Annotated in this window: 19 protein-coding genes and 1 other RNA gene; all 20 read right to left on the reverse strand. The window is 68.1% G+C overall.

Annotated features, from left to right (window positions below):
• Complete coding sequence (gene glmM, locus P5F91_RS15880; RefSeq protein WP_145611643.1) at window positions 1-1380, reverse strand: phosphoglucosamine mutase; 1380 nt, start codon at window positions 1378-1380, stop codon at window positions 1-3.
• Window positions 1381-1402: 22 nt separating this feature from the next.
• Entirely contained in the window at window positions 1403-2518 is a 1116-nt protein-coding gene (gene folP / locus P5F91_RS15885) for a dihydropteroate synthase (RefSeq protein ID WP_277907589.1), read from the reverse strand.
• A gap of 155 nt (window positions 2519-2673) precedes the next feature.
• Window positions 2674-4614, reverse strand: a complete 1941-nt coding sequence (gene ftsH / locus P5F91_RS15890; RefSeq protein ID WP_088871791.1) for an ATP-dependent zinc metalloprotease FtsH — start codon at window positions 4612-4614, stop codon at window positions 2674-2676.
• Window positions 4615-4744: 130 nt separating this feature from the next.
• Window positions 4745-6190 carry a tRNA lysidine(34) synthetase TilS gene (gene tilS / locus P5F91_RS15895; RefSeq protein ID WP_277907590.1) on the reverse strand — a complete coding sequence of 482 codons (1446 nt, stop codon included), beginning with the start codon at window positions 6188-6190 and terminating at the stop codon, window positions 4745-4747.
• Window positions 6191-6208: 18 nt separating this feature from the next.
• On the reverse strand, window positions 6209-7231 hold the full coding sequence (gene ybgF / locus P5F91_RS15900; protein WP_145611639.1) for a tol-pal system protein YbgF: 1023 nt from the start codon (window positions 7229-7231) through the stop codon (window positions 6209-6211).
• A 266-nt stretch (window positions 7232-7497) separates the two neighbouring features.
• The gene (gene pal, locus P5F91_RS15905) at window positions 7498-8001 is read right to left on the reverse strand and encodes a peptidoglycan-associated lipoprotein Pal (RefSeq protein WP_145611637.1); all 504 of its coding nucleotides are present in this window, start codon (window positions 7999-8001) and stop codon (window positions 7498-7500) included.
• Between the two features lie 174 nt (window positions 8002-8175).
• Window positions 8176-9510 (reverse strand): Tol-Pal system beta propeller repeat protein TolB, encoded by a 1335-nt coding sequence (gene tolB / locus P5F91_RS15910; RefSeq protein ID WP_145611635.1) that lies wholly within the window; start codon window positions 9508-9510, stop codon window positions 8176-8178.
• A complete protein-coding gene (locus tag P5F91_RS15915; RefSeq protein WP_277907591.1) occupies window positions 9510-10466 on the reverse strand; it encodes a hypothetical protein in 957 nt (318 codons plus the stop codon). Before P5F91_RS15915 ends, tolB begins: the two co-directional genes overlap by 1 nt.
• 20 nt (window positions 10467-10486) lie before the next feature.
• Window positions 10487-10936 carry a protein TolR gene (gene tolR, locus P5F91_RS15920; protein ID WP_145611631.1) on the reverse strand — a complete coding sequence of 150 codons (450 nt, stop codon included), beginning with the start codon at window positions 10934-10936 and terminating at the stop codon, window positions 10487-10489.
• Window position 10937: 1 nt separating this feature from the next.
• On the reverse strand, window positions 10938-11666 hold the full coding sequence (tolQ, locus tag P5F91_RS15925) for a protein TolQ (RefSeq protein WP_044564671.1): 729 nt from the start codon (window positions 11664-11666) through the stop codon (window positions 10938-10940).
• Window positions 11667-11674: 8 nt separating this feature from the next.
• Window positions 11675-12265 carry a YbgC/FadM family acyl-CoA thioesterase gene (locus tag P5F91_RS15930; protein WP_277907592.1) on the reverse strand — a complete coding sequence of 197 codons (591 nt, stop codon included), beginning with the start codon at window positions 12263-12265 and terminating at the stop codon, window positions 11675-11677.
• A complete protein-coding gene (gene ruvB / locus P5F91_RS15935; RefSeq protein ID WP_277907593.1) occupies window positions 12258-13340 on the reverse strand; it encodes a Holliday junction branch migration DNA helicase RuvB in 1083 nt (360 codons plus the stop codon). The genes P5F91_RS15930 and ruvB overlap by 8 nt, the downstream gene beginning before the upstream one ends.
• Window positions 13337-13963: a Holliday junction branch migration protein RuvA gene (ruvA, locus tag P5F91_RS15940; protein ID WP_277907594.1), complete on the reverse strand. Its 627-nt coding sequence runs from the start codon at window positions 13961-13963 to the stop codon at window positions 13337-13339. The genes ruvB and ruvA overlap by 4 nt, the downstream gene beginning before the upstream one ends.
• Window positions 13960-14484, reverse strand: coding sequence for a crossover junction endodeoxyribonuclease RuvC (gene ruvC / locus P5F91_RS15945; RefSeq protein ID WP_145611626.1), 525 nt, complete (start codon window positions 14482-14484; stop codon window positions 13960-13962). The genes ruvA and ruvC overlap by 4 nt, the downstream gene beginning before the upstream one ends.
• A 26-nt stretch (window positions 14485-14510) precedes the next feature.
• Window positions 14511-15260 carry a YebC/PmpR family DNA-binding transcriptional regulator gene (locus tag P5F91_RS15950; RefSeq protein WP_277907595.1) on the reverse strand — a complete coding sequence of 250 codons (750 nt, stop codon included), beginning with the start codon at window positions 15258-15260 and terminating at the stop codon, window positions 14511-14513.
• A 244-nt stretch (window positions 15261-15504) separates the two neighbouring features.
• The gene (locus tag P5F91_RS15955; protein ID WP_277907596.1) at window positions 15505-16335 is read right to left on the reverse strand and encodes a TIGR00282 family metallophosphoesterase; all 831 of its coding nucleotides are present in this window, start codon (window positions 16333-16335) and stop codon (window positions 15505-15507) included.
• A gap of 23 nt (window positions 16336-16358) precedes the next feature.
• Complete coding sequence (locus P5F91_RS15960) at window positions 16359-17066, reverse strand: 5-formyltetrahydrofolate cyclo-ligase (RefSeq protein WP_277907597.1); 708 nt, start codon at window positions 17064-17066, stop codon at window positions 16359-16361.
• A 77-nt stretch (window positions 17067-17143) separates the two neighbouring features.
• Window positions 17144-17303, reverse strand: a non-coding RNA gene (ssrS, locus tag P5F91_RS15965) — 6S RNA.
• Between the two features lie 14 nt (window positions 17304-17317).
• Complete coding sequence (locus P5F91_RS15970) at window positions 17318-17668, reverse strand: cell division protein ZapA (RefSeq protein WP_145611620.1); 351 nt, start codon at window positions 17666-17668, stop codon at window positions 17318-17320.
• A 7-nt stretch (window positions 17669-17675) separates the two neighbouring features.
• On the reverse strand, window positions 17676-17933 hold the full coding sequence (locus P5F91_RS15975) for a DUF4164 family protein (RefSeq protein ID WP_004273342.1): 258 nt from the start codon (window positions 17931-17933) through the stop codon (window positions 17676-17678).
• Between the last annotated feature and the right edge of the window lie 324 nt (window positions 17934-18257).

The raw sequence follows: 18257 nt of genomic DNA on the forward strand, positions 1-18257 counted from the left end.
TTATTCCGCGACCTTGGAGGCGGGCGCCGGGGCGGCGTCCTTGATGGCGGCGACGATGTCGTCCACCACCGCCGTCACCAGGCCCTGGTCGTCGCCCTCCGCCATGACCCGGATCAGCGGCTCGGTGCCCGACTTGCGGATCAGGACGCGACCGGTGCCGCCCAGCCGGGCTTCACCGGCGCGTATGGCGTCCTGAACGGCGCTGGCGGCCAGGGGCGTGGTGCCGCCCGTCGGCTCGAACCGCACGTTCTTCAGCACCTGGGGCAGGGCCTGGAAGACACGCAAGACCTCCGACGCCGGCTTGCCCGACTGCTGGATGACGGCCAGCACCTGCAGGGCCGCCACCAAGCCGTCGCCCGTGGTGCCGTGGTCGGACAGGACGATGTGGCCGGACTGCTCACCGCCAACGTTGTAGCCATGCTCACGCATATGCTCCACGACATAGCGGTCGCCCACCGGCGTGCGGGCCAGGCTCAGGCCCCGGCCCTTCAGGTGCAATTCCAGGCCTAGGTTGGACATGACCGTGGCCACCACGCCGCCACCGCGCAGGGTGCCGGCATCGGCGCAGGCGCAGCCGATCAAGGCCATGACCTGGTCGCCGTCGATCTGGGTGCCGGTCTCATCCGCCAGGATCAGCCGGTCGGCGTCGCCGTCCAGGGCGATGCCCAAGTGGGCGCCATGGGCCACCACAGCGTCACGCATGGCCTTGGGCGCCGTGGCGCCGCACTCCTTGTTGATGTTGAAGCCGTCGGGCGCCACCGCCACCGGGATGACCTCGGCCCCCAGTTCCCACAGCACCTTGGGCGCCACCTTGTAGGCGGCGCCGTTGGCGCAATCGACCACGATCTTCAGCCCATCCAGGCGAAGGCCGCGCGGGAAAGTGGCCTTCGCCTGCTCGATATAGCGGCCGATGGCGTCGTCCAGGCGCTGGGCGCGGCCCAAATCCTTGGCGCCGGCCAGATCACCGGCGAAGCCCTCCACCATGCGCGCCTCGATGGCGGCCTCGACCTCGTCGGACAGCTTGTAGCCATCCGGCCCGAACAGCTTGATGCCGTTATCGTAATAGGGATTGTGCGAGGCGGAGATCATGACGCCCATGTCGGCGCGCAACGACCGCGTCAGCATGGCCACCGCGGGCGTGGGCATGGGGCCCACCAGGGTCACGTCCATGCCCATGGAGACGAAGCCGGCCACCAGCGCCGGTTCCAGCATATAGCCCGACAGGCGGGTGTCCTTGCCGATGACCACCAGGTGGCGGTGGTTGCCGCGGCGGAACTGCAGGGCGGCCGCCATGGCCACCTTCAGGGCCGTCTCCGCCGTCATGGGCTCGGTATTGGCCGTGCCCCGGATGCCGTCGGTACCAAAGAGTTTACGCGCCATCGTCTTTCACGCCATCAGAAGTCTAAATATCGAAGCCGTTCAGCGCCTGCCACAGGGCCCGCGCCTGCACCGTTTCGGCTACATCATGCACCCGCAGGACATGCGCGCCCCGGTCCAGGCAGGCAAGGCCGGCGGCCAGCGATCCGGCCACCCGGTCCTTCGGCGCCTCCCCCCGCGACAGGGCCGCCAGGAATCGCTTGCGCGACAGGCCCACCAGCAGGGCGCAGCCGGTGCCATGATAGAGCGCCGTGTGGCGCAGAATGTCCAGATTATGCTCCACCGTCTTGCCGAAGCCGATGCCGGGATCGACGGCGATGCGTGCACGGGGGATACCGGCGGCCACGCACGCCTCCACCCGCGCCAGCAGATAGTCCATGACATCCAGGGCGGCGTCGGCGTAGCGCGGTTCCAGCTGCATGGTGCGGGGGTCGCCCTGCATGTGCATGAGCACGACCGGGCAGCCGCGCGCCGCCACCAGGGCCAGGCTGTCGGGATCACCCTCCAGCGCGCTGATGTCATTGATGATGCGGGCGCCGGCATCCAGTGCCGCCGCCATGACCGGGGCGTGGCGGGTGTCGACGGAGATGACCGCCCCCGCCGCCGCCAGCGCGCGGATGACGGGCACCACCCGCGCGGCCTCCTCCTCCGGCGACACCGGGGCGGCGCCCGGTCGCGTGCTTTCACCGCCAATGTCCAGGATGTCGGCGCCGGCCGCCATCAAGGCCTGACCGTGCGCGATGGCGGCATCGGCGGCGGCGAAGTCCCCTCCATCGGAGAAGCTGTCGGGCGTGACGTTGACGATGCCCATCACCAAGGGCCGGGAAAGGTCCAGGCCGGCAAAGGCCGGGCGCGGCGCTGACAAGGCGGCCAGGCGCCGGCCGACAGCCTCGCCCACCCCGGCTGTAGCGGCCCAGGCAACCAAATCGCGCGGCTCCATCACCTTGCGGGCAACCGCATCAGGGCGCCGCACTGCCACCTCCACCTGCGTGAAGGACAAGGCCGTACCCGCCAGCGGATGGCCATCGGGGGCATGCAAGCCGGACAACAGCCCCACAGGGGTCAGGTACACGCCTTCGGCGGCAACGGGTGCGCCGGAAGCCCACGGGTCCAACGAAACGGAAGGCAGGTCGGATGGCATGAAACCCTCTCACGCGTTGCCGCGATCCTAGTCCCCCGCCCGCGTCGGCGTCACCCGCCCTGGCGACAGCCCTGCCCCACGGCGGAGCGCCACCGAAAAAACAAAACCCCCGGGCGCGAGGGCGACCGGGGGTTCTGGGAAGGGGGTGCGGCCGGTCAGGTCCCGGGCTGTGGCTCCGGCGTGAAGGGGCCGGGTTCGGCACTGGTGGTGCCGCTGGTGGTGGGCACCGAGGTGCGTCGGCCGACGCCGCGCGGCGGTACCTTGGGCGGCTCCGTCGATTCCGGACGCACGATGCTCTCGCCCCGCAGCAGGGCGCGGACCTCGTCGCCCGACAGCGTCTCGTATTCCAGCAGGGCGTTGGAGACGTTGTGCAGGTCGTCCATGTGCTCCGTCAGGATGCGGCGGGCATGGCCCTCGGCCTCCTCAATGATGCGGCGGATTTCCTCATCGATCAGCTGAGAGGTGGCCTCGGAGATGTTCTGCTGCTGGGTCACGGAATGGCCCAGAAACACTTCCTGCTCGTTGGCGTTGTAGCGCACCCGGCCCAGCCGCGCGCTCATGCCGAACTCCGTCACCATGCGGCGGGCCATGTTGGTGGCCTGCTGGATGTCGTTGCCGGCGCCGGTGGTCACCTGCTCCGCCCCGAAGATCAGCTCTTCCGCCACGCGGCCGCCGAACATCATGGCCAGCTTGGATTCCAGCTCGATCTTGGAATAGGCGTACTTGTCACGCTCCGGCAGGCTCATGGTCACGCCCAGGGCGCGGCCGCGCGGCACGATGGTGACCTTATGCAAGGGGTCGCTCTCCGGCATGAACAGGCCGACCAAGGCGTGACCGGCCTCGTGATAGGCGGTCAGCTTCTTTTCCCGGTCGGTCATGACCATGGACCGGCGCTCGGCGCCCATCATGACCTTGTCCTTGGCGGCCTCGAATTCACCCATGCCCACCACGCGGCGGCCGGCGCGCGCGGCCAGCAGTGCCGCCTCGTTCACCAGGTTGGACAGGTCGGCGCCGGAGAAGCCGGGGGTGCCGCGGGCGATGGTGCGGGCGTCCACGTCAGGGGCCAGCGGCACCTTGCGCATATGGACCTTCAGGATCTTCTCGCGGCCCTGCACGTCGGGGTTGGGCACCACCACCTGACGGTCGAAGCGGCCGGGGCGCAGCAGGGCCGGGTCCAGCACGTCGGGGCGGTTGGTGGCGGCGATGAGGATGACGCCCTCGTTCGCCTCGAACCCGTCCATCTCGACCAGCAGCTGGTTCAGGGTCTGCTCTCGCTCGTCGTTGCCGCCGCCCAAGCCGGCGCCACGATGGCGGCCGACGGCGTCGATCTCGTCGATGAAGATGATGCAGGGGGCGTTCTTCTTGCCCTGCTCGAACATGTCGCGCACACGGGACGCGCCCACGCCAACGAACATTTCCACGAAGTCGGAGCCGGAGATGGTGAAGAACGGCACGTTGGCCTCACCCGCGACGGCGCGGGCCGTCAGCGTCTTACCCGTACCCGGCGGGCCCACCAGCAGCACGCCCTTCGGGATCTTGCCGCCCAGGCGCTGGAACTTCTGCGGGTCCTTCAGGAACTCCACGATCTCTTCCAGTTCCTGCTTGGCCTCGTCGATGCCGGCGACGTCGTCGAAGGTGACGCGCCCGACCTTCTCGGTCAGCAGGCGGGCCCGGCTCTTGCCGAAGCCCATGGCCTTGCCGCCGCCGGACTGCATCTGGCGCATGAAGAAGATCCACACGCCGATCAGGACCAGCATGGGCAGCCACGAGATGATGATGCTGAACAGGGTCGGGTTGCCGCTGTCGTCCGGCACCGCGGTGATCTTCACGTTCTTGTCGGCCAGGCGGGTCACCAGATTGCTTTCCGGCGGCACGTAGGTCGAGAAGGTGCGGTTGTCGCGGTAATGGCCGGTGACCTGCGGGCCCTTGATCGTCACGTCGGCGACGGTGCCGCGATCAACCTCTTCCAGCAGTTCGCTGAAGGGGATGCTGGCTTGCGTCGTCCGATTGGTGGAAGTCTGGAAAAGGTTGAACAGAACGAACAGCAAGACGCCGATAAAAGCCCACAGCGCCAAATTTTTACCGAAGTTGTTCACGTCTCTCAGCCTTTCCTCGACCAACCGCGCCCTGCCACCCGGCCCGCATGGCCGGTTTCAATGGCGGGGGTCGCAGCCCGCCCGGCCGATTTCGCGCATTTCATGCGGATATCCACCGGGACCGTTTCCATTAGATAATGACGCGGGCGTCTGAGACAACTGCCATCACGTCTAGGCCGGCCTCCATAGGCGGCAAAAACGGGGGAGGTGCCAGGGGCGACAGCGGGCGGAACGCCAGCCGGGGCAAGGTTAGCCCCCCCGCCGGCATCCCCTCGCCCGTCGAAAGCGGCTCCACGGCCCAGGCCAAATGTGGCACCGCCACCAACAGTCCGTCCCGGCGCAGGGCCGGCAGGGTGGGCCAAACCGCCTTGGGAATCCGGACAAGCGCCGGCAGATCCAGCGCCGCCAGCCAGCGCGCCTCCACCGAGCCCAGGGCGCCCAGCGCCAACCCAGCTTCCCCGCGGTTCCCGACCGCCTGGAAACGCCCATCCCAGCGGCAGGCCGCACCCGTCAGCGGGACCGGCGGCACCATGCGTCCCGCCTGGCGCAACAACAACAAGCGTCGCCGGTCCCCGGTACCGCCCAGCCGCCGCGCCTGGGCGCCGGCCAGGGTCAGCGCCAAAGCCCCGGCCCCGGGCCCCCACAAGCCGGGCAAGGCCGTCAGCAGACGCTCCGCCCCTTGCGCCGGCGGCAGGTAGGGCTGGCCACCCACGGCCGCCGCCAAGCCGGCCAGCAGGCGCAGGGCCACGGGCCGGGGCAGCGTCCACAGGGCATCCGCGTCCAGGACCGCATAGCCTTCGGGCGCCAGCAGCACATGGCGGGCCACGGCATCGGCCAAGCCGGACTCCAACGCCGCCCGCGCCTGGCCCGCCTGCGCCGCCTGGGCCAGCAGGTCGCCCAGCGGCACGCCCTGGCGCCGCAGCCGGCCCCGGGCATAACGCTCCATAAGGTTGGAAGGGTCGTCGATCCAGGGCTGGCCGAAGGCCTGGCAGGTCGCGCCAAGATCGGCGCGGCTGACGGTCAGCAGGGGGCGCAACAGGCGCACATCGGCCAGGGCGCGGGCGGCGGCCATGCCGGCCAGCCCGTCCGCCCCGCTGCCGCCCGCCTGACGCAGCGCCACGGTTTCCGCCTGATCCTCGCGATGGTGGGCCAGGCACAGGTGCAGGATGCCGCGTGCCCGGCAGGCGGCGGCCAGCAGGTCATAGCGGGCTTGGCGCGCCGCCGCCTGCAATCCGGTGGTGGGCTTGGTGCCCGTCCAGGTGAGGATGGTGTGGGAAATGTCCCACGCCGCCAGCCAGCGGCCGACCTGCGCCGCCTCCGCCGCCGACTCCGGCCGCAGGGCGTGGTCCACGGTGAAGGCTTCGACCCGGCCGCCCCGGGCGCGCGCCCAGCGGTCGGCCAGCAGGGTCAGCGCCAAACTGTCGCGGCCGCCTGAAACGCCGACGGCCAGGGTGGGGGCGGTCTCAAACGGGCCCAATGGGGCCAAAAGGTGCGCGAACCGGGCGTCGTCGATCACCACGCCCCGCGACTCGCCTGCCTCCATGATTGATGCGGGGGGCGCCCGGCCGTCGCCCATGGCGCCCCCCTTTCCCTCTTACTTGCAGCCCAGGCGGTTCTTCTGGTCCTCGCCCCGGCGCTTCAGCGTGGGGGCGGCGTCCTTGTCGGCGTCCAGCTGCTTCAGCACCACGCAGGCGCTGGCCTTGTCGCCCAGGCCGTCCAGGGACAGCGCCAGCTTCAGCAGGTAGTCGGCGCCCTTGTTGCTCTTCGGGTACTTCTTGTAGCCGTCACCGAAGGCCACGGCGGCGGACTTGTAGTTGCCGCGCATATAGAAGGTCTCCCCCAGCCAGTACTGGGCGTTGGAGGCCAGCGGGCTGTCGGGGTTCTGCTTCAGGAATTGGGTGAAGGCCTTTTCCGCGTTGGGGGCGTCGCCCTGGCGCAGCAGGTTGAAGGCGTAGTCGTACTGGTCCTGCGCCGGGCCGGCCGGCAGGGTGCCACCGGAGTCGGCGGGCGCCGTGGCCGGGGCGCCGCCCTTGGCCCCGCCCGGGGGCGGCACCGGGCCGGTGTCGGTGCCGGGCAGCGGCGGCTTGCCGCCGCCCTTCAGGTCGGATGACGGTGGGGTGCCGGCATCGCCGCCACCGGTGGAGGCGCCCAGGCCGATACCGGCCTTGTCCTCCAGCTTCTGCAGGCGCAGGTCGATGTCGGCCGAGAGCTTGTCCAGCCGCTCCTTGATCTGGCTGACCTGGTAGGCCAGCTCCTCATACTTGCCGGTCTGCTGCTGCGTCTGGGTTTCCATCTGCAGCTTCAGCACCTCGATCTCCGCCGCCGCGGACGAGCCGCCACCACCGGGGGTGCCGGTCATGGGGCCCGAGGGCTTGACGCCGTTGCGGTAAACGTCCCGCGACAAGGTCTGCACGTCCGTCTCCAGGCGGGACAGGCGGTTCAGCAGATCCTGCATGTCCCGGCTTTGCGCCCCGGCCGGCGCCGGCGTGAGCAGCGGGACGGCGACCAGGGCGGCCATGCTGCACAGCGCCATCCAACGGGAAGCGCCCTGCCACCAGCGGCGGCCGCCACGGTTGTGGGAAGGGGAAAGGGTCGGGGACGACAGCGACGGCGTCATGGATCGGTTCCGGGGAAGAATCAGCGGGGAACGGAAGACAAGCTTGGCAAGGGCCCGGCGGCCCGCCAAGCGCGACCTTAGCGCGGGACCCGCCCGCCCGGAAGGGGCGTCCGCGGGCCCATTTACCTCATAAGCAGTATTACTCTGGCCAAAAGTACTATTCGCCCAGTAAGCGGACAGTAAAGCGGACACCAAGAAAAAAGGCGCCGTTCGATCCCCACGGGGTCGAACGGCGCCCTTTTAACCAACCACCCGGATGGGGCAGCTTAGTTGATGACCGTCACGCCGCGACGGTTCTGCGCCCAGGCGGCCTCGTTGGAACCGAGGACGGCGGGACGCTCCTTGCCGTAGCTGATCACCTGCACGCGGGCCAGGTCGACGCCGGTGGCGGTCAGGTAGTTCTTCACGGCGTTGGCGCGACGCTCACCCAGGGCGAGGTTGTACTCGCGGGTGCCGCGCTCGTCAGCGTGGCCTTCGATCGTGATGGTGACCTGGCCATACTTCTTCAGCCAGGCGGCCTGCTTATCCAGGGTCGCGGTGGCTTCCGGGGTCAGGTCGAACTTGTCGTAGCCGAAGAACACGCGGTCACCAACGTTGACCACGAAGTCTTCCTTGGAACCCGGGACCGGGCCGGTCGGCTTGGCGGCCGGCGGCGTGGTGGTGGTGGTGGCGGTACCGCCGGTGGCGACTTCAGCCTTCTTCTCCGGGGTGGAGGAGCAAGCGGCCACCAGGGCCAGAGCAGCACACAGGCTCAGATAGTTCATGCGCATAGTTTGAGACCCCCTACGGACAACTTTAAAGTGGGATTGCTATTATCGCGACCGCGATCTCGATTGAAGTGAGGTGGCGGCGGCAGCTGTCAAGCCGCCACCGCCACTTATTCCCGTCTCTGTAGACCGACAAGTCTTACGTCGCTCTTGCGCTGCGAAAGTACTGTGGGCTTATCACGGAATCAAGGGCGACCAAGCGGGGTCGGAGGCGTCCGTGGGCGTCAGCATCTGCCGTTCGTTGCGTCCGGTGAGGTCGATGGAGTAGAGGCGGACCTGGCGCTGACGGCCGCCTTCACCCGTCGGCTTTTCCTTGAAATACATCAGGACACGGCCGTTGGGCGCCCAGGTCGGGCCCTCAACCAAGTAACCGGTGCTCAGCTCACGCTCACCGGAACCGTCGGGGCGGATCACGCCGATTGAGAACCGGCCACCGTTGATCCGTGTGAAGGCGATGAGGTCACCGCGGGGCGACCACACCGGCGTGCCATACTTGCCGGCACCGAAAGTAATGCGCTGAACATTCGTGCCATCAGCATTCATTGTATAGATCTGCTGACTTCCGCCTCTATCAGATTCGAAAGTAATTTTACTTCCGTCGGGCGAGAAAGACGGCGCGGTGTCAATGGCCGGATTGTCGGTCAGGCGGGTCTGTCGGCGGGTGCGCAGGTCCAGCAGATAGATGTCGGTGTTGCCGTTCTGGGCCAGGCTCATGATGACCTTGTTGCCGTCGGGCGAGAAACGCGGGGCGAAGGTCATGCCGGGGAAGTCACCCAAAACTTCCTGCCGGCCGGTGTCCACATTGAAGATGTACACCCTAGGCCTGTTGTTGAAGTAACTCAGGTATGTAATTTCCTGAGCCGTGGGCGAGAAACGCGGCGTTAACACCAGCACCCGGCCATCGGTCAAATACAGGTTGTTCTCGCCATCCTGGTCCATAATGGCCAGCCGCTTCTGCCGCGCCGTCGCCGGACCTGATTCGGCGATGTAGACGATGCGGGTGTCGAAGTAGCCATCCTCGCCCGTGATGCGCTTATAGATGGCGTCGGCGATGATGTGGGCGATACGGCGCCAGCCGTCGGGCTGGGTGAAGTAGGCCAGGCCGGTCAGCTGCTGCTGCGCCAGCACGTCGAACAGGCGGAATTCCACCTTCAGGCGGCCGTCGGGCTGCACGCTGGCGGTGCCGCTGACCAGGGCCTGGGCGTTGATGACCTTCCAGTCGCCATAGCGCGGTAACCCATTGGCCAGCTGGTCCGGCGTCTGGATGAAGGCGCGGTGGTCCAGCGGGCGGAACAGGCCGGAGCGTTCCAGGTCGGCCTCGACCACGTTGGCGATCTGCGCGCCCACCGCCTCACCATAGAACTGGGTGACGGCGATGGGCAGCGGCTGGACATTGCCCGTGGTGATATCGAGATGCAGCTCGGCCTTGGCCTGAACCGCGACCGCCATAATCATCACGGCAGCCAGGGCGATGGCGCGCCGTAAGGCGGTTAGCGTCTGTCGCGTGGTCATCAGAACATGTCCTTCGGGCTGAACGTGAACACGATGGACCCGGCCCCGCCGTACTTTTCCTTGGGCAGGCGCAAGGTCGAACACTGATCCTTCTGCAGCGCGCGGAGGGTGCTTTCCACGAAGCTGCGGTACGTTGGGTTGGACAGCGAGCCGTTGCCGGACACGTAGTCCACCTTGGTGACGCGCATGGAACTGTCGAAGGTGACGCGAATGTCGGCGCTCATCTTGTCCACATCCTTGCCGCCAGCCGGCACTGCCCAGCAACCCGCCAATTGCGAGCGCAGGGCATCCTGTTCTGACGCCGAAAGATGGTCGGATTGAGGCTGAGCGACCGAGGTCTGCTGTGTCTTCGGCGTGTCTTTCGCCGGGGTGTCCTTCGCCGTGTCCTTGGGCTTGTCTTCCTTCAGCTTGTCCACGTTCTTCAGGATGCTGTCCAGGGACGGCGTATCCTTCTTCGGCGGCTCAGGCTTCTTGGGTTCCGGCTTGGGCGGCTCGGGCTTCGGTTCCGGCTTCGGCACGGGCTTGGGCTGTTCCAGCTCCACCGTCTTCTGCTCTTCCACCTTGGGCACCTCCATCTTCTTGATGGGCAGGGCCTCGGGCTCCGGCGGGGGCGGCGGGGTGGGCGCGGGCTTGGGCGGTTCCGGCTTGGGCGGCTCGGGCGGGGGCGGCTGCTCCGGCACCTTTTCCGGCGGCGGCGGAGTCGGCTCAGCCTCGGCCTGCTGCTGCGGCGGGGTGGGCGGGGTCGGGTCGGGCTGCGGCTCGGGCGCCTTGGGCGCCGGCGGCTGCGGGGTTTCCGGCGGCTTGACCGAGGTGTTGGTCAGCTCGCTGATGTCCATCTCCACCGCCACAGGCTCCGACATGACCAGCGGTTCGCTTTTCAGCAAAGGCAGGCCAAGGATCGCCAGCAGCAGCAGCGCGACGTGCAGGACGACTGAAAAGATGATGGCCGGACGCATGGGATCGGTCTGGCTTCCTGCTAGCGACGGGCCGGGGTGTCAGGCAATTGCGCGATCAGCGACACCTTCTTGTAGCCGGCGCTGCTGATCGCCCCCATGACCTCGACGATGCGGCCATAGGCCAGGGACTTGTCGCCTCGCACGAAGATGCGCGCGTCGGCGTTGTTCTGGCTGATGGCTTCCAGGCGCGGCACCAGGTCGGTCAAGTCCGTCTTGGTCTCGTTGAGGTAGACGTCGCCGTTGTCGCGGATGGATACGACCAGCGGCTCGTCCTGGCCGGGGATGGCCGGGGCCTTGCTTTTGGGCAGGTCGACCGGCACGCCCACGGTCAGCAGGGGTGCCGTCACCATGAAGATGATGAGCAGCACCAGCATGACGTCCACCATGGGCGTCACGTTGATGTCGGCCATGGGCCGGGCGCGGCGCCGCCCCCGGCCGGTGGACTGCTTTCCCGATAGCGACGCGCCCATGTCAGCCCCGCTCTTCCAGGTGGCGCTGCAGGATGGCGCTGAATTCTGTCACGAATGAGTCCAGCCGGTCGCCGAAGCGGGCGATGTCGGAAGAGAACTTGTTGTAGGCGATGCTGGCCGGGATGGCCGCCACCAGGCCCAGGGCCGTGGCGAACAGCGCCTCGGCGATGGAGGGGGCCACGACCGCCAGGCTGGTGTTGCCGGCCGCCGCGATGCTGGTGAAGCTGTGCATGATGCCCCACACCGTACCCAGCAGGCCGACGAAGGGGGCGTTGGACCCGACGGTGGCCAGCACGGTGATGTAGCGTTCCGTCTGCGCCATCTCGCGGCTGACGGTCACGGACATGACGCGCTCGATGCGTTGGGCCAGGTTGGCGCGCATGGCGCCGGAGGAGGTCAGCCCGCGCTCATTGGCGTGGCGCCATTCGCGCATGCCGGCGGCGAAGGTTGCGGACAGCGGATCGCCGGGGGCCTTGCCCACCTCTTCATACAGCTGGTCCAGCGAACCGCCGGACCAGAACTGCTCCTCGAAATCGGCGGCGGCGGCCTTCATGCGGCGCAGCTTGATCGACTTGTCGAAGATGATGGCCCACACCCAGACCGAGGCCGCCAGCAGCCCCAGCATGATGGCCTTGACCAGCCAGTTGGCCGTCATGAACAGACTGAGGGCCGACAGGTCCGCCGCCGGATTGGCGCCCAAGGCCACGAAATTCATGATCTGATGCTGCATCGCCACTCTCACTCTTCAGACGGGGCGTCCGCCGACGCGCCGTCACCCTTCGAATTGATCTTTTCGCCGGCGCCACGGTCTTTTTCCTCGCCGCTTCCGCGGCTGGCACCCAAACGGGCGAAGGCTTGCGCCACCGGCGTTGGGACCCGCACCGCCCTTCCTTGGGCGTTGATGCAGGCCAGTTTCAAAGTCAGCCGGACCAGGACCCGATCGTCTTCCGTGGCCTGGCCGGCTGGCACGATGCCACCACTTTGTGGCCGGTATATGGTCTGTTCCGCTAAAACCGTGGCACCGGTGACACTGGTGATGCGGCTGCGCACCAGAAGTGTGTCCTCCAGCCGGGCCGGCGCCAGAAAATCCATCATGCAGCGACGCACGGCGAAGGCGACGCCGCTCGCCGCCACCTGCTCCGCATGCGGCACGCCCAGCACCCGCAGCATCTCCGTCCGCGCCCGCTCGGCATAGCGTAGGTAGTTGGCGTGGTAGACGATGCCGCCGGCGTCCGTATCCTCGTAATAGACACGGACGGGGAAGTGGTGGACGTCGCCCACCATGTGGCCGGAGAGATGGCCCCCAAGCAGGTCAAGGGCCTCAGACATCCGGCCCCTCCTCCGCGTCCGGCCCTTCCACATCCATGGGCCCCAGCAGGTCCAGCTGGCGCGCCGGGGTGGCAGGGGCGGGCAGGCCCAGATAGCGATAGCCCATGTCGGTCAGCAGGCGGCCGCGCGGCGTGCGCTGCAGCAGGCCCTGCTGGATCAGATAGGGCTCGATCACCTCTTCCAGCACGTCGCGCTGTTCCGACAGGGCGGCCGCCAGCGTCTCCACCCCAACCGGGCCGCCACCGTAATTGTTGGCGATGCAATTGAGATAGCGCCGGTCCATGGCATCGAAGCCCAGCCGATCGACCTCCAGCCGGGTGAGGGCGATGTCCGCCGCGCGGGCGTCGATCTCGGTAGCGCCGGCCACGGCGGCGAAGTCGCGCACCCGGCGCAGCAGGCGGCCGGCCACGCGGGGCGTGCCGCGCGAGCGGCGCGCGATCTCCAGCGCCCCTTCTGGCAGCAGCGTCATGTCCAGCAGGCGAGCGGCGCGGCTGACGATCAGCTGCAATTCCTCCGGCTCATAGAACTGCATGCGCAGGGGAATGCCGAATCGCTCCCGCAAGGGGCGGGTGATGAGGCCGGAGCGGGTGGTGGCGCCAACCAGGGTGAAGGGCGGCAGGTCGATGCGGACGGAGCGGGCGGCCGGCCCCTCGCCGATGATGAGGTCCAGGTGGAAATCCTCCATGGCCGGATAGAGGATTTCCTCCACCGCCGGCGACAGGCGGTGGATCTCATCGATGAACAGCACGTCGTGCGGCTGCAGATTGGTCAGCAGGGCCGCCAGGTCGCCCGCCTTGGCGATGACCGGGCCGGAGGTGGCGCGGAACCCCGCCCCCATCTCCTTCGCCAAGATCTGGGCCAGGGTGGTCTTGCCCAGGCCGGGCGGGCCGAACAGCAGCACATGGTCCAGCGACTCGCCCCGTGAGCGGGCGGCCTGGATGAAGATGGACAGGTTCTCGCGCACTTGGCGTTGGCCGGTGAAATCTGCCAGGGACAAGGGACGCAGCGACACGTCCTGCCCATCCCCCGCGGCCCGTTCGCGGCTCACCAGACGGTCCGACTCCGGGCCGCTCATGCGCTCAGTTCCTTGAGACCGGCGCGAATCAGTTCGGAAACGCCGGCCTCAGGCCCCAGGCGGGCAGCGCAGGTGGTGACGGCGGCGAAGGCCTCCAACCGCTTGTAGCCCAGGTTGACCAGGGCGGAGACGGCATCGGCCACGGCGCCGTTGGCGGCGGGCGCGGCGGCCGCGTCCGTCTTCCCGGCCGGCGTGCCGGCCAAGGTGGGGGCCAGCGCCAGCGACGGCACCTTGTCCTTCAGTTCGCTGATCATGCGGGTGGCGAGCTTGGGCCCCACGCCGTCGGCCTGTGTCAGCGCTGTCTTGTCCTGGGCCATCAGGGCCTGGGCGATCTGTTCCGGCGACAGCACGGACAGCACGGCCAGGGCGACGCGGGCGCCCACCCCCTGCACCGTGGTCAGCAGGCGGAACCAGTCCCGCTCCGCCACGTCGGCGAAGGCGAACAACTGCATCTTGTCTTCCGACACCCACATCTCGGTCAAGACCGAGACGGCCTCCCCCGCCCCGCCCAGGCGGCGCAAGGTGCGGGAGGAGGCGGAGACGAGATAGCCTACCCCGCCCACGTCGATGATGGCCCAGTCCAGGCCGGTGCTGTCCAAAAGACCTTTTAGTTTCGCGATCATCGCGCCGCCCCCGCCATGATGCCGCCTACCAGGCGCCGGGTCTGGCTGTGGTGGGCGTGGCAGATGGCGACGGCCAGGGCGTCGGCCGCGTCCGCCTTGGACAGCTGGAAGCCCGGCAGCAGCATGCGCACCATGGCCTGCACCTGCGTCTTGTCGGCGTGGCCGGCGCCCACCACCGACTTCTTCACTAGGTTGGGCGGGTATTCCGACACGGACAGCCCCTCCCGCGCCGGGGCCAGCAGGGCGATGCCCCGCGCCTGCCCCAGTTTCAGGGTTGAGACGGGGTTCTTGTTCACGAAGGTCTCTTCCACCGCCGCCTCGTCCGGCGTCCAGGTCCGGATGACGTCTTGGAGCCCCTCATAAAGGGTGACGAGACGGCGGGCCAGGTCATCCCGGTCGTCGGAATGCACGACCCCGTCGGCGACATGCGTCAACCGGTTGCCGGAAACGTCGATGACGCCCCAGCCCATGTTGCGCAAGCCCGGATCAAGGCCCAGCACGCGGATCGACCGATCCCCCATGGCCGCCGTCCCCCTTCCCGTCCGGCTTAGCCCAGCTTCTCCAGAAGCTCCGGCGACAGCTCAAAGTTGCCGATGACGTTCTGCACGTCGTCGCTGTCGTCCAGCACGTCCAGCAGCTTCAGCAGGCTCTGCGCCGCGTCTTCCGACGGGGCCACCGTGTTCAGCGGCTGCCAGGTCAGCTTGGCGCCTTCGGGCGCGCCGAACTTGGCTTCCAGCGCGTCGCGCACCTCACCCAGGCTGTCGACGCCGGTGATGATGGAGTGGCTCTCCTCATCGCTGCTGACATCGTCGGCGCCCGCCTCGATGGCGGCCTCCAGCACGGTGTCGGCATCCGCCACGCTGGCCGGATAGGTGATCAGGCCGATGCGGTTGAACATGAAGCTGACCGAGTTGGTCTCACCCAGCGTGCCGCCGTGCTTGGAGAAGGCCGAGCGCACTTCCGAGGCGGTGCGGTTGCGGTTGTCGGTCAGCGCCTCGACGATCAGGGCGACGCCGCCGGGGCCGTAGCCCTCATACCGCACCTCATCGTAATTGGTGTCGTCGCCAGCGCCGGGCGTGCCCTGCTTAATGGCGCGGTCGATGCGGTCGCGCGGCATGTTCTGCACGCGGGCGGCCTGAATGGCGGCGCGCAGGCGCGGGTTGTGCCCCGGGTCGGGCAGGCCCGCCTTGGCGGCCACGGTGATTTCACGCGCAAGCTTGTTGAACAGCTTGGACCGCTTGACGTCCTGGGCGCCCTTGCGGTGCATGATGTTCTTGAACTGTGAATGTCCAGCCATGGGACCCTGAACTCTATATGGGGTTGAGCGGGGGTATATCCGGGCAGCTTGTACCACATGTTGTGGCATCAGGCACGCCCAGGGACAGGCCTGGGGGGCGAAGCTTGCCACAGGCTTGTCACAGGACCGTGCTTTCCGTCCGAGTTACGGCCGCTTTATGGCGGAATTCCGGCGACGCCGCCAAGGAGGTTTCTGCAATGCTAACCGGAAAGGCGGCGGGCGAGAGGGCGAAAGTGCGGCCGACTCAGGCCAGCTTGGGCATCGCCTGCGACAGCCGGCCGCCCACGCGCACCGCCTCGGCCCGCAGGGCCAGGCCGGTGCGGTCGTCCGTTTCCACGAACACGCCGCAGATGCTGACGGTCGCGTCGTTCTCCGCCGGGGTCAGACGGTCGGTCGGCAGCTTGCGCGTCAGGCGCAGCACCGCCGCCTCCTTCTTCATGCCGATGACGCTGTCGTAGTCGCCACACATGCCGGCGTCGGTCTGATAGGCGGTGCGGCCGTTCAGGATCTGGGTGTCCGCCGTGGGCGTGTGGGTGTGGGTGCCCACCACCAAGCTGACGCGGCCGTCGCAGAAATGGCCCATGGCCATCTTCTCCGACGAGGCCTCGCCATGCACGTCGATGACAATGGCGTCGGCCGCGTTGGGGCCCAGGCGATAGGTGCGCAGCACCTTCTCCACCGCGGCGAAGGGGTCGTCCAGGGCATCCATGAACAGGCGGGCCATGACGTTGACCACCAGCACCTTGCGCCGGCCGTCACGGGTGGGCAGCAGCGAGGCGCCGCGACCGGGCGTGCCCTCCGGATAGTTCAGAGGGCGCAACACGTTGGGCAGGCGGTCGATCTGACCCACCAGTTCCTTCTGGTCCCAGACGTGGTTGCCGGTGGTCAGGCAATCGACGCCGGCGGCGAAGAACTCCTGCGCGATCTTCTCGGTGATGCCAAAGCCGCCGGCCGCGTTCTCGCCGTTCACGATGACGAAGTCCAGCGCCAGCGCCTTGCGCAAGTCCGGCAGATGCCGCAACACGCCGTCACGGCCGCTGCGGCCCACCACGTCACCCAGGAACAACAGACGCATGACTTCCTCAACCCCGAAAGCGGTCAGCGCTTGCGCCGCTGCCCGGCCCGAACGGCGTAGCGCTCGGTGACGATCCAATCCAAGCCCTGGTCATGCGCGTCGCAGGGCACCTTGTCCAGTTCCTGATCGGCGAAGGCGATGCCCACCGCCTGGATGGCATGCTCGCGCCGCAGCAGAGCCAGGGTACGATCGTAGAAACCGGCGCCATAGCCCAGGCGCCGTCCCCGGCGGTCGAAGGCCAGCAGGGGCACCAGCACCACGTCGGGCACCACGGCACCGCCACCGGGTGCCGCCTCTTCCATCGGCGCCGGCACGCCCATCACATCGGGCGACAGCAGGGTGCCGGGCAGCCAGCGGCGGAACAGCAAGGGCTGGCCCTTGGCCTGGCAAACGGGCAGCGCCGCCTTCACCCCGGCCGCGACCACCCGGTGCATGAGCGGACGGGGATCGATCTCATCCCCCACGGGCCAATAGAAGGCGATGGTGAGGCCCACCGGGGCCAGGCCGTCGGTGATCTGGGGCAGCGCGCCCAAGAAATTGTCGGCCAGCGATTTGGACGCCGAGGCACGGTCCAGTTCCAGCTCCGCGCGCACCCGGCGGGCCGAAACCCGCACCGCCTTCTTGGCGGCGCGCGCCGCCTCCTCCGTCAGCAGGGCCGCCGGACCCGTGACCGATGTAGCGGTACCAGGGGCCGGGGAAACGTCGTGGGTACGGGAGGATGCGGCGGTCACGGGCGGATAAGGTCCCTCAAAGGACAGGCCCCGGCATCATGCGGGGCGGGAGGGGAGGACATGAAGGATAAGGTCTGGAAGGAGCCGCGACGGCCGATGGACAAGCGTATCCTCCACGGCCTGCCAAGGCAGGTGGGAGCCATATGTCCGACACCACGGCGTCGGCAGGGACAGCCCCCTAGAGGATTGGGTATCGGCCCTGGGGATAAAGCATCCTGTCGAACCGCGCAGCCCCGTTCCAGAAAACTAATTTAGGAGCGATCAAGCCGCGCTGCAATGTCTTCGATGCGTTTGGCCAGGCTATCGACGGCCGCGATGACGCTATCGTCCTCTGCGCGGGGCGCAGGGGTCGCCTCCTGCACCGGGGCCGGCACGGGCCGGCGCGGCCCCCCCAACTCCGCGCGCAGGTCGAAAATCTCATCGGCAAGCATGAGGGCGGTCAGCACCAGCAGCTGCGTCTCGCTGCCGCCGGAAGCGTCATGCGCCACCTCCCGCAGGCGGGCATCGACATAGGAGCCAAGCTCGCGCAGGCGCTGTTCCTGGCCATCGTCGCAGGCCAGGCCATAGGGGCGTCCATTCAGGATGATGTCCACGCGGGCCATCTTCTAATCAGTCCTCCAGCACCGCACGCAACTGGCCGATGGTCCGGTCCAGCCGCTCCGACAAGGCCGCGGTCGCGGCCTTGGCACCCTGCTCCCGCCCTTCCGCCGCCGCCAGCGCCCGTTCCAGCTGGGCGATGCGGGCCTTGGCCGCCTCATCGACGTCGCCGGCAACGGCCGCGGGCTGCGCCAGCCGTCGTTCCAGCGCCCCGTCCAGCACAAGGACGGCGGCATCCAGACGTTCCAGCGCGGTCTTCAGTCGTTCCATGGGACGAGACGGGTCCGATAGCCAATGGAAGGGAGGTCGGGTGCAAATAAGATGGATAAGCTCTGGCGTCGAATAAAGAAAGAAAGCGGTCGGGACCAGCGAAAAAACCGCGCCGACAGATGATTAGGCGCCGGCGCCGGGGCAACAGGATCATGAATGGCGAAGCGCGGCGGGAAAGGCCCGCCGGATACAGGCGTTAACGCTGGCCGCGCTTGCAGTTTTCGGAGGGCCCCGGACCTTGACGCGGCAGGCGGTGGCGGTCATGGTGCCGCCCGCCCCTCGCGCCTGGACTGTGCGCGCACGACGCCCTTAAAGAAGGCGGTG

Source organism: Nitrospirillum amazonense (genome assembly GCF_029594735.1).
GTDB classification, from domain to species: domain Bacteria; phylum Pseudomonadota; class Alphaproteobacteria; order Azospirillales; family Azospirillaceae; genus Nitrospirillum; species Nitrospirillum amazonense.

Coding starts and splice junctions, on each gene's coding strand:
- glmM (WP_145611643.1), bottom strand. CDS start 1,380: ATGGCGCGTAAACTCTTTGGTACCGACGGCATCCGGGGCACGGCCAAT.
- P5F91_RS15970 (WP_145611620.1), bottom strand. CDS start 17,668: ATGGCCCGCGTGGACATCATCCTGAATGGACGCCCCTATGGCCTGGCC.
- P5F91_RS15950 (WP_277907595.1), bottom strand. CDS start 15,260: ATGGCTGGACATTCACAGTTCAAGAACATCATGCACCGCAAGGGCGCC.
- folP (WP_277907589.1), bottom strand. CDS start 2,518: ATGCCATCCGACCTGCCTTCCGTTTCGTTGGACCCGTGGGCTTCCGGC.
- P5F91_RS15915 (WP_277907591.1), bottom strand. CDS start 10,466: ATGCGTCCGGCCATCATCTTTTCAGTCGTCCTGCACGTCGCGCTGCTG.
- P5F91_RS15930 (WP_277907592.1), bottom strand. CDS start 12,265: ATGTCTGAGGCCCTTGACCTGCTTGGGGGCCATCTCTCCGGCCACATG.
- tolR (WP_145611631.1), bottom strand. CDS start 10,936: ATGGGCGCGTCGCTATCGGGAAAGCAGTCCACCGGCCGGGGGCGGCGC.
- tilS (WP_277907590.1), bottom strand. CDS start 6,190: ATGGGCGACGGCCGGGCGCCCCCCGCATCAATCATGGAGGCAGGCGAG.
- tolQ (WP_044564671.1), bottom strand. CDS start 11,666: ATGCAGCATCAGATCATGAATTTCGTGGCCTTGGGCGCCAATCCGGCG.
- ruvC (WP_145611626.1), bottom strand. CDS start 14,484: ATGGGGGATCGGTCGATCCGCGTGCTGGGCCTTGATCCGGGCTTGCGC.
- ruvA (WP_277907594.1), bottom strand. CDS start 13,963: ATGATCGCGAAACTAAAAGGTCTTTTGGACAGCACCGGCCTGGACTGG.
- P5F91_RS15975 (WP_004273342.1), bottom strand. CDS start 17,933: ATGGAACGACTGAAGACCGCGCTGGAACGTCTGGATGCCGCCGTCCTT.
- ruvB (WP_277907593.1), bottom strand. CDS start 13,340: ATGAGCGGCCCGGAGTCGGACCGTCTGGTGAGCCGCGAACGGGCCGCG.
- P5F91_RS15955 (WP_277907596.1), bottom strand. CDS start 16,335: ATGCGTCTGTTGTTCCTGGGTGACGTGGTGGGCCGCAGCGGCCGTGAC.
- tolB (WP_145611635.1), bottom strand. CDS start 9,510: ATGACCACGCGACAGACGCTAACCGCCTTACGGCGCGCCATCGCCCTG.
- ybgF (WP_145611639.1), bottom strand. CDS start 7,231: ATGACGCCGTCGCTGTCGTCCCCGACCCTTTCCCCTTCCCACAACCGT.
- pal (WP_145611637.1), bottom strand. CDS start 8,001: ATGCGCATGAACTATCTGAGCCTGTGTGCTGCTCTGGCCCTGGTGGCC.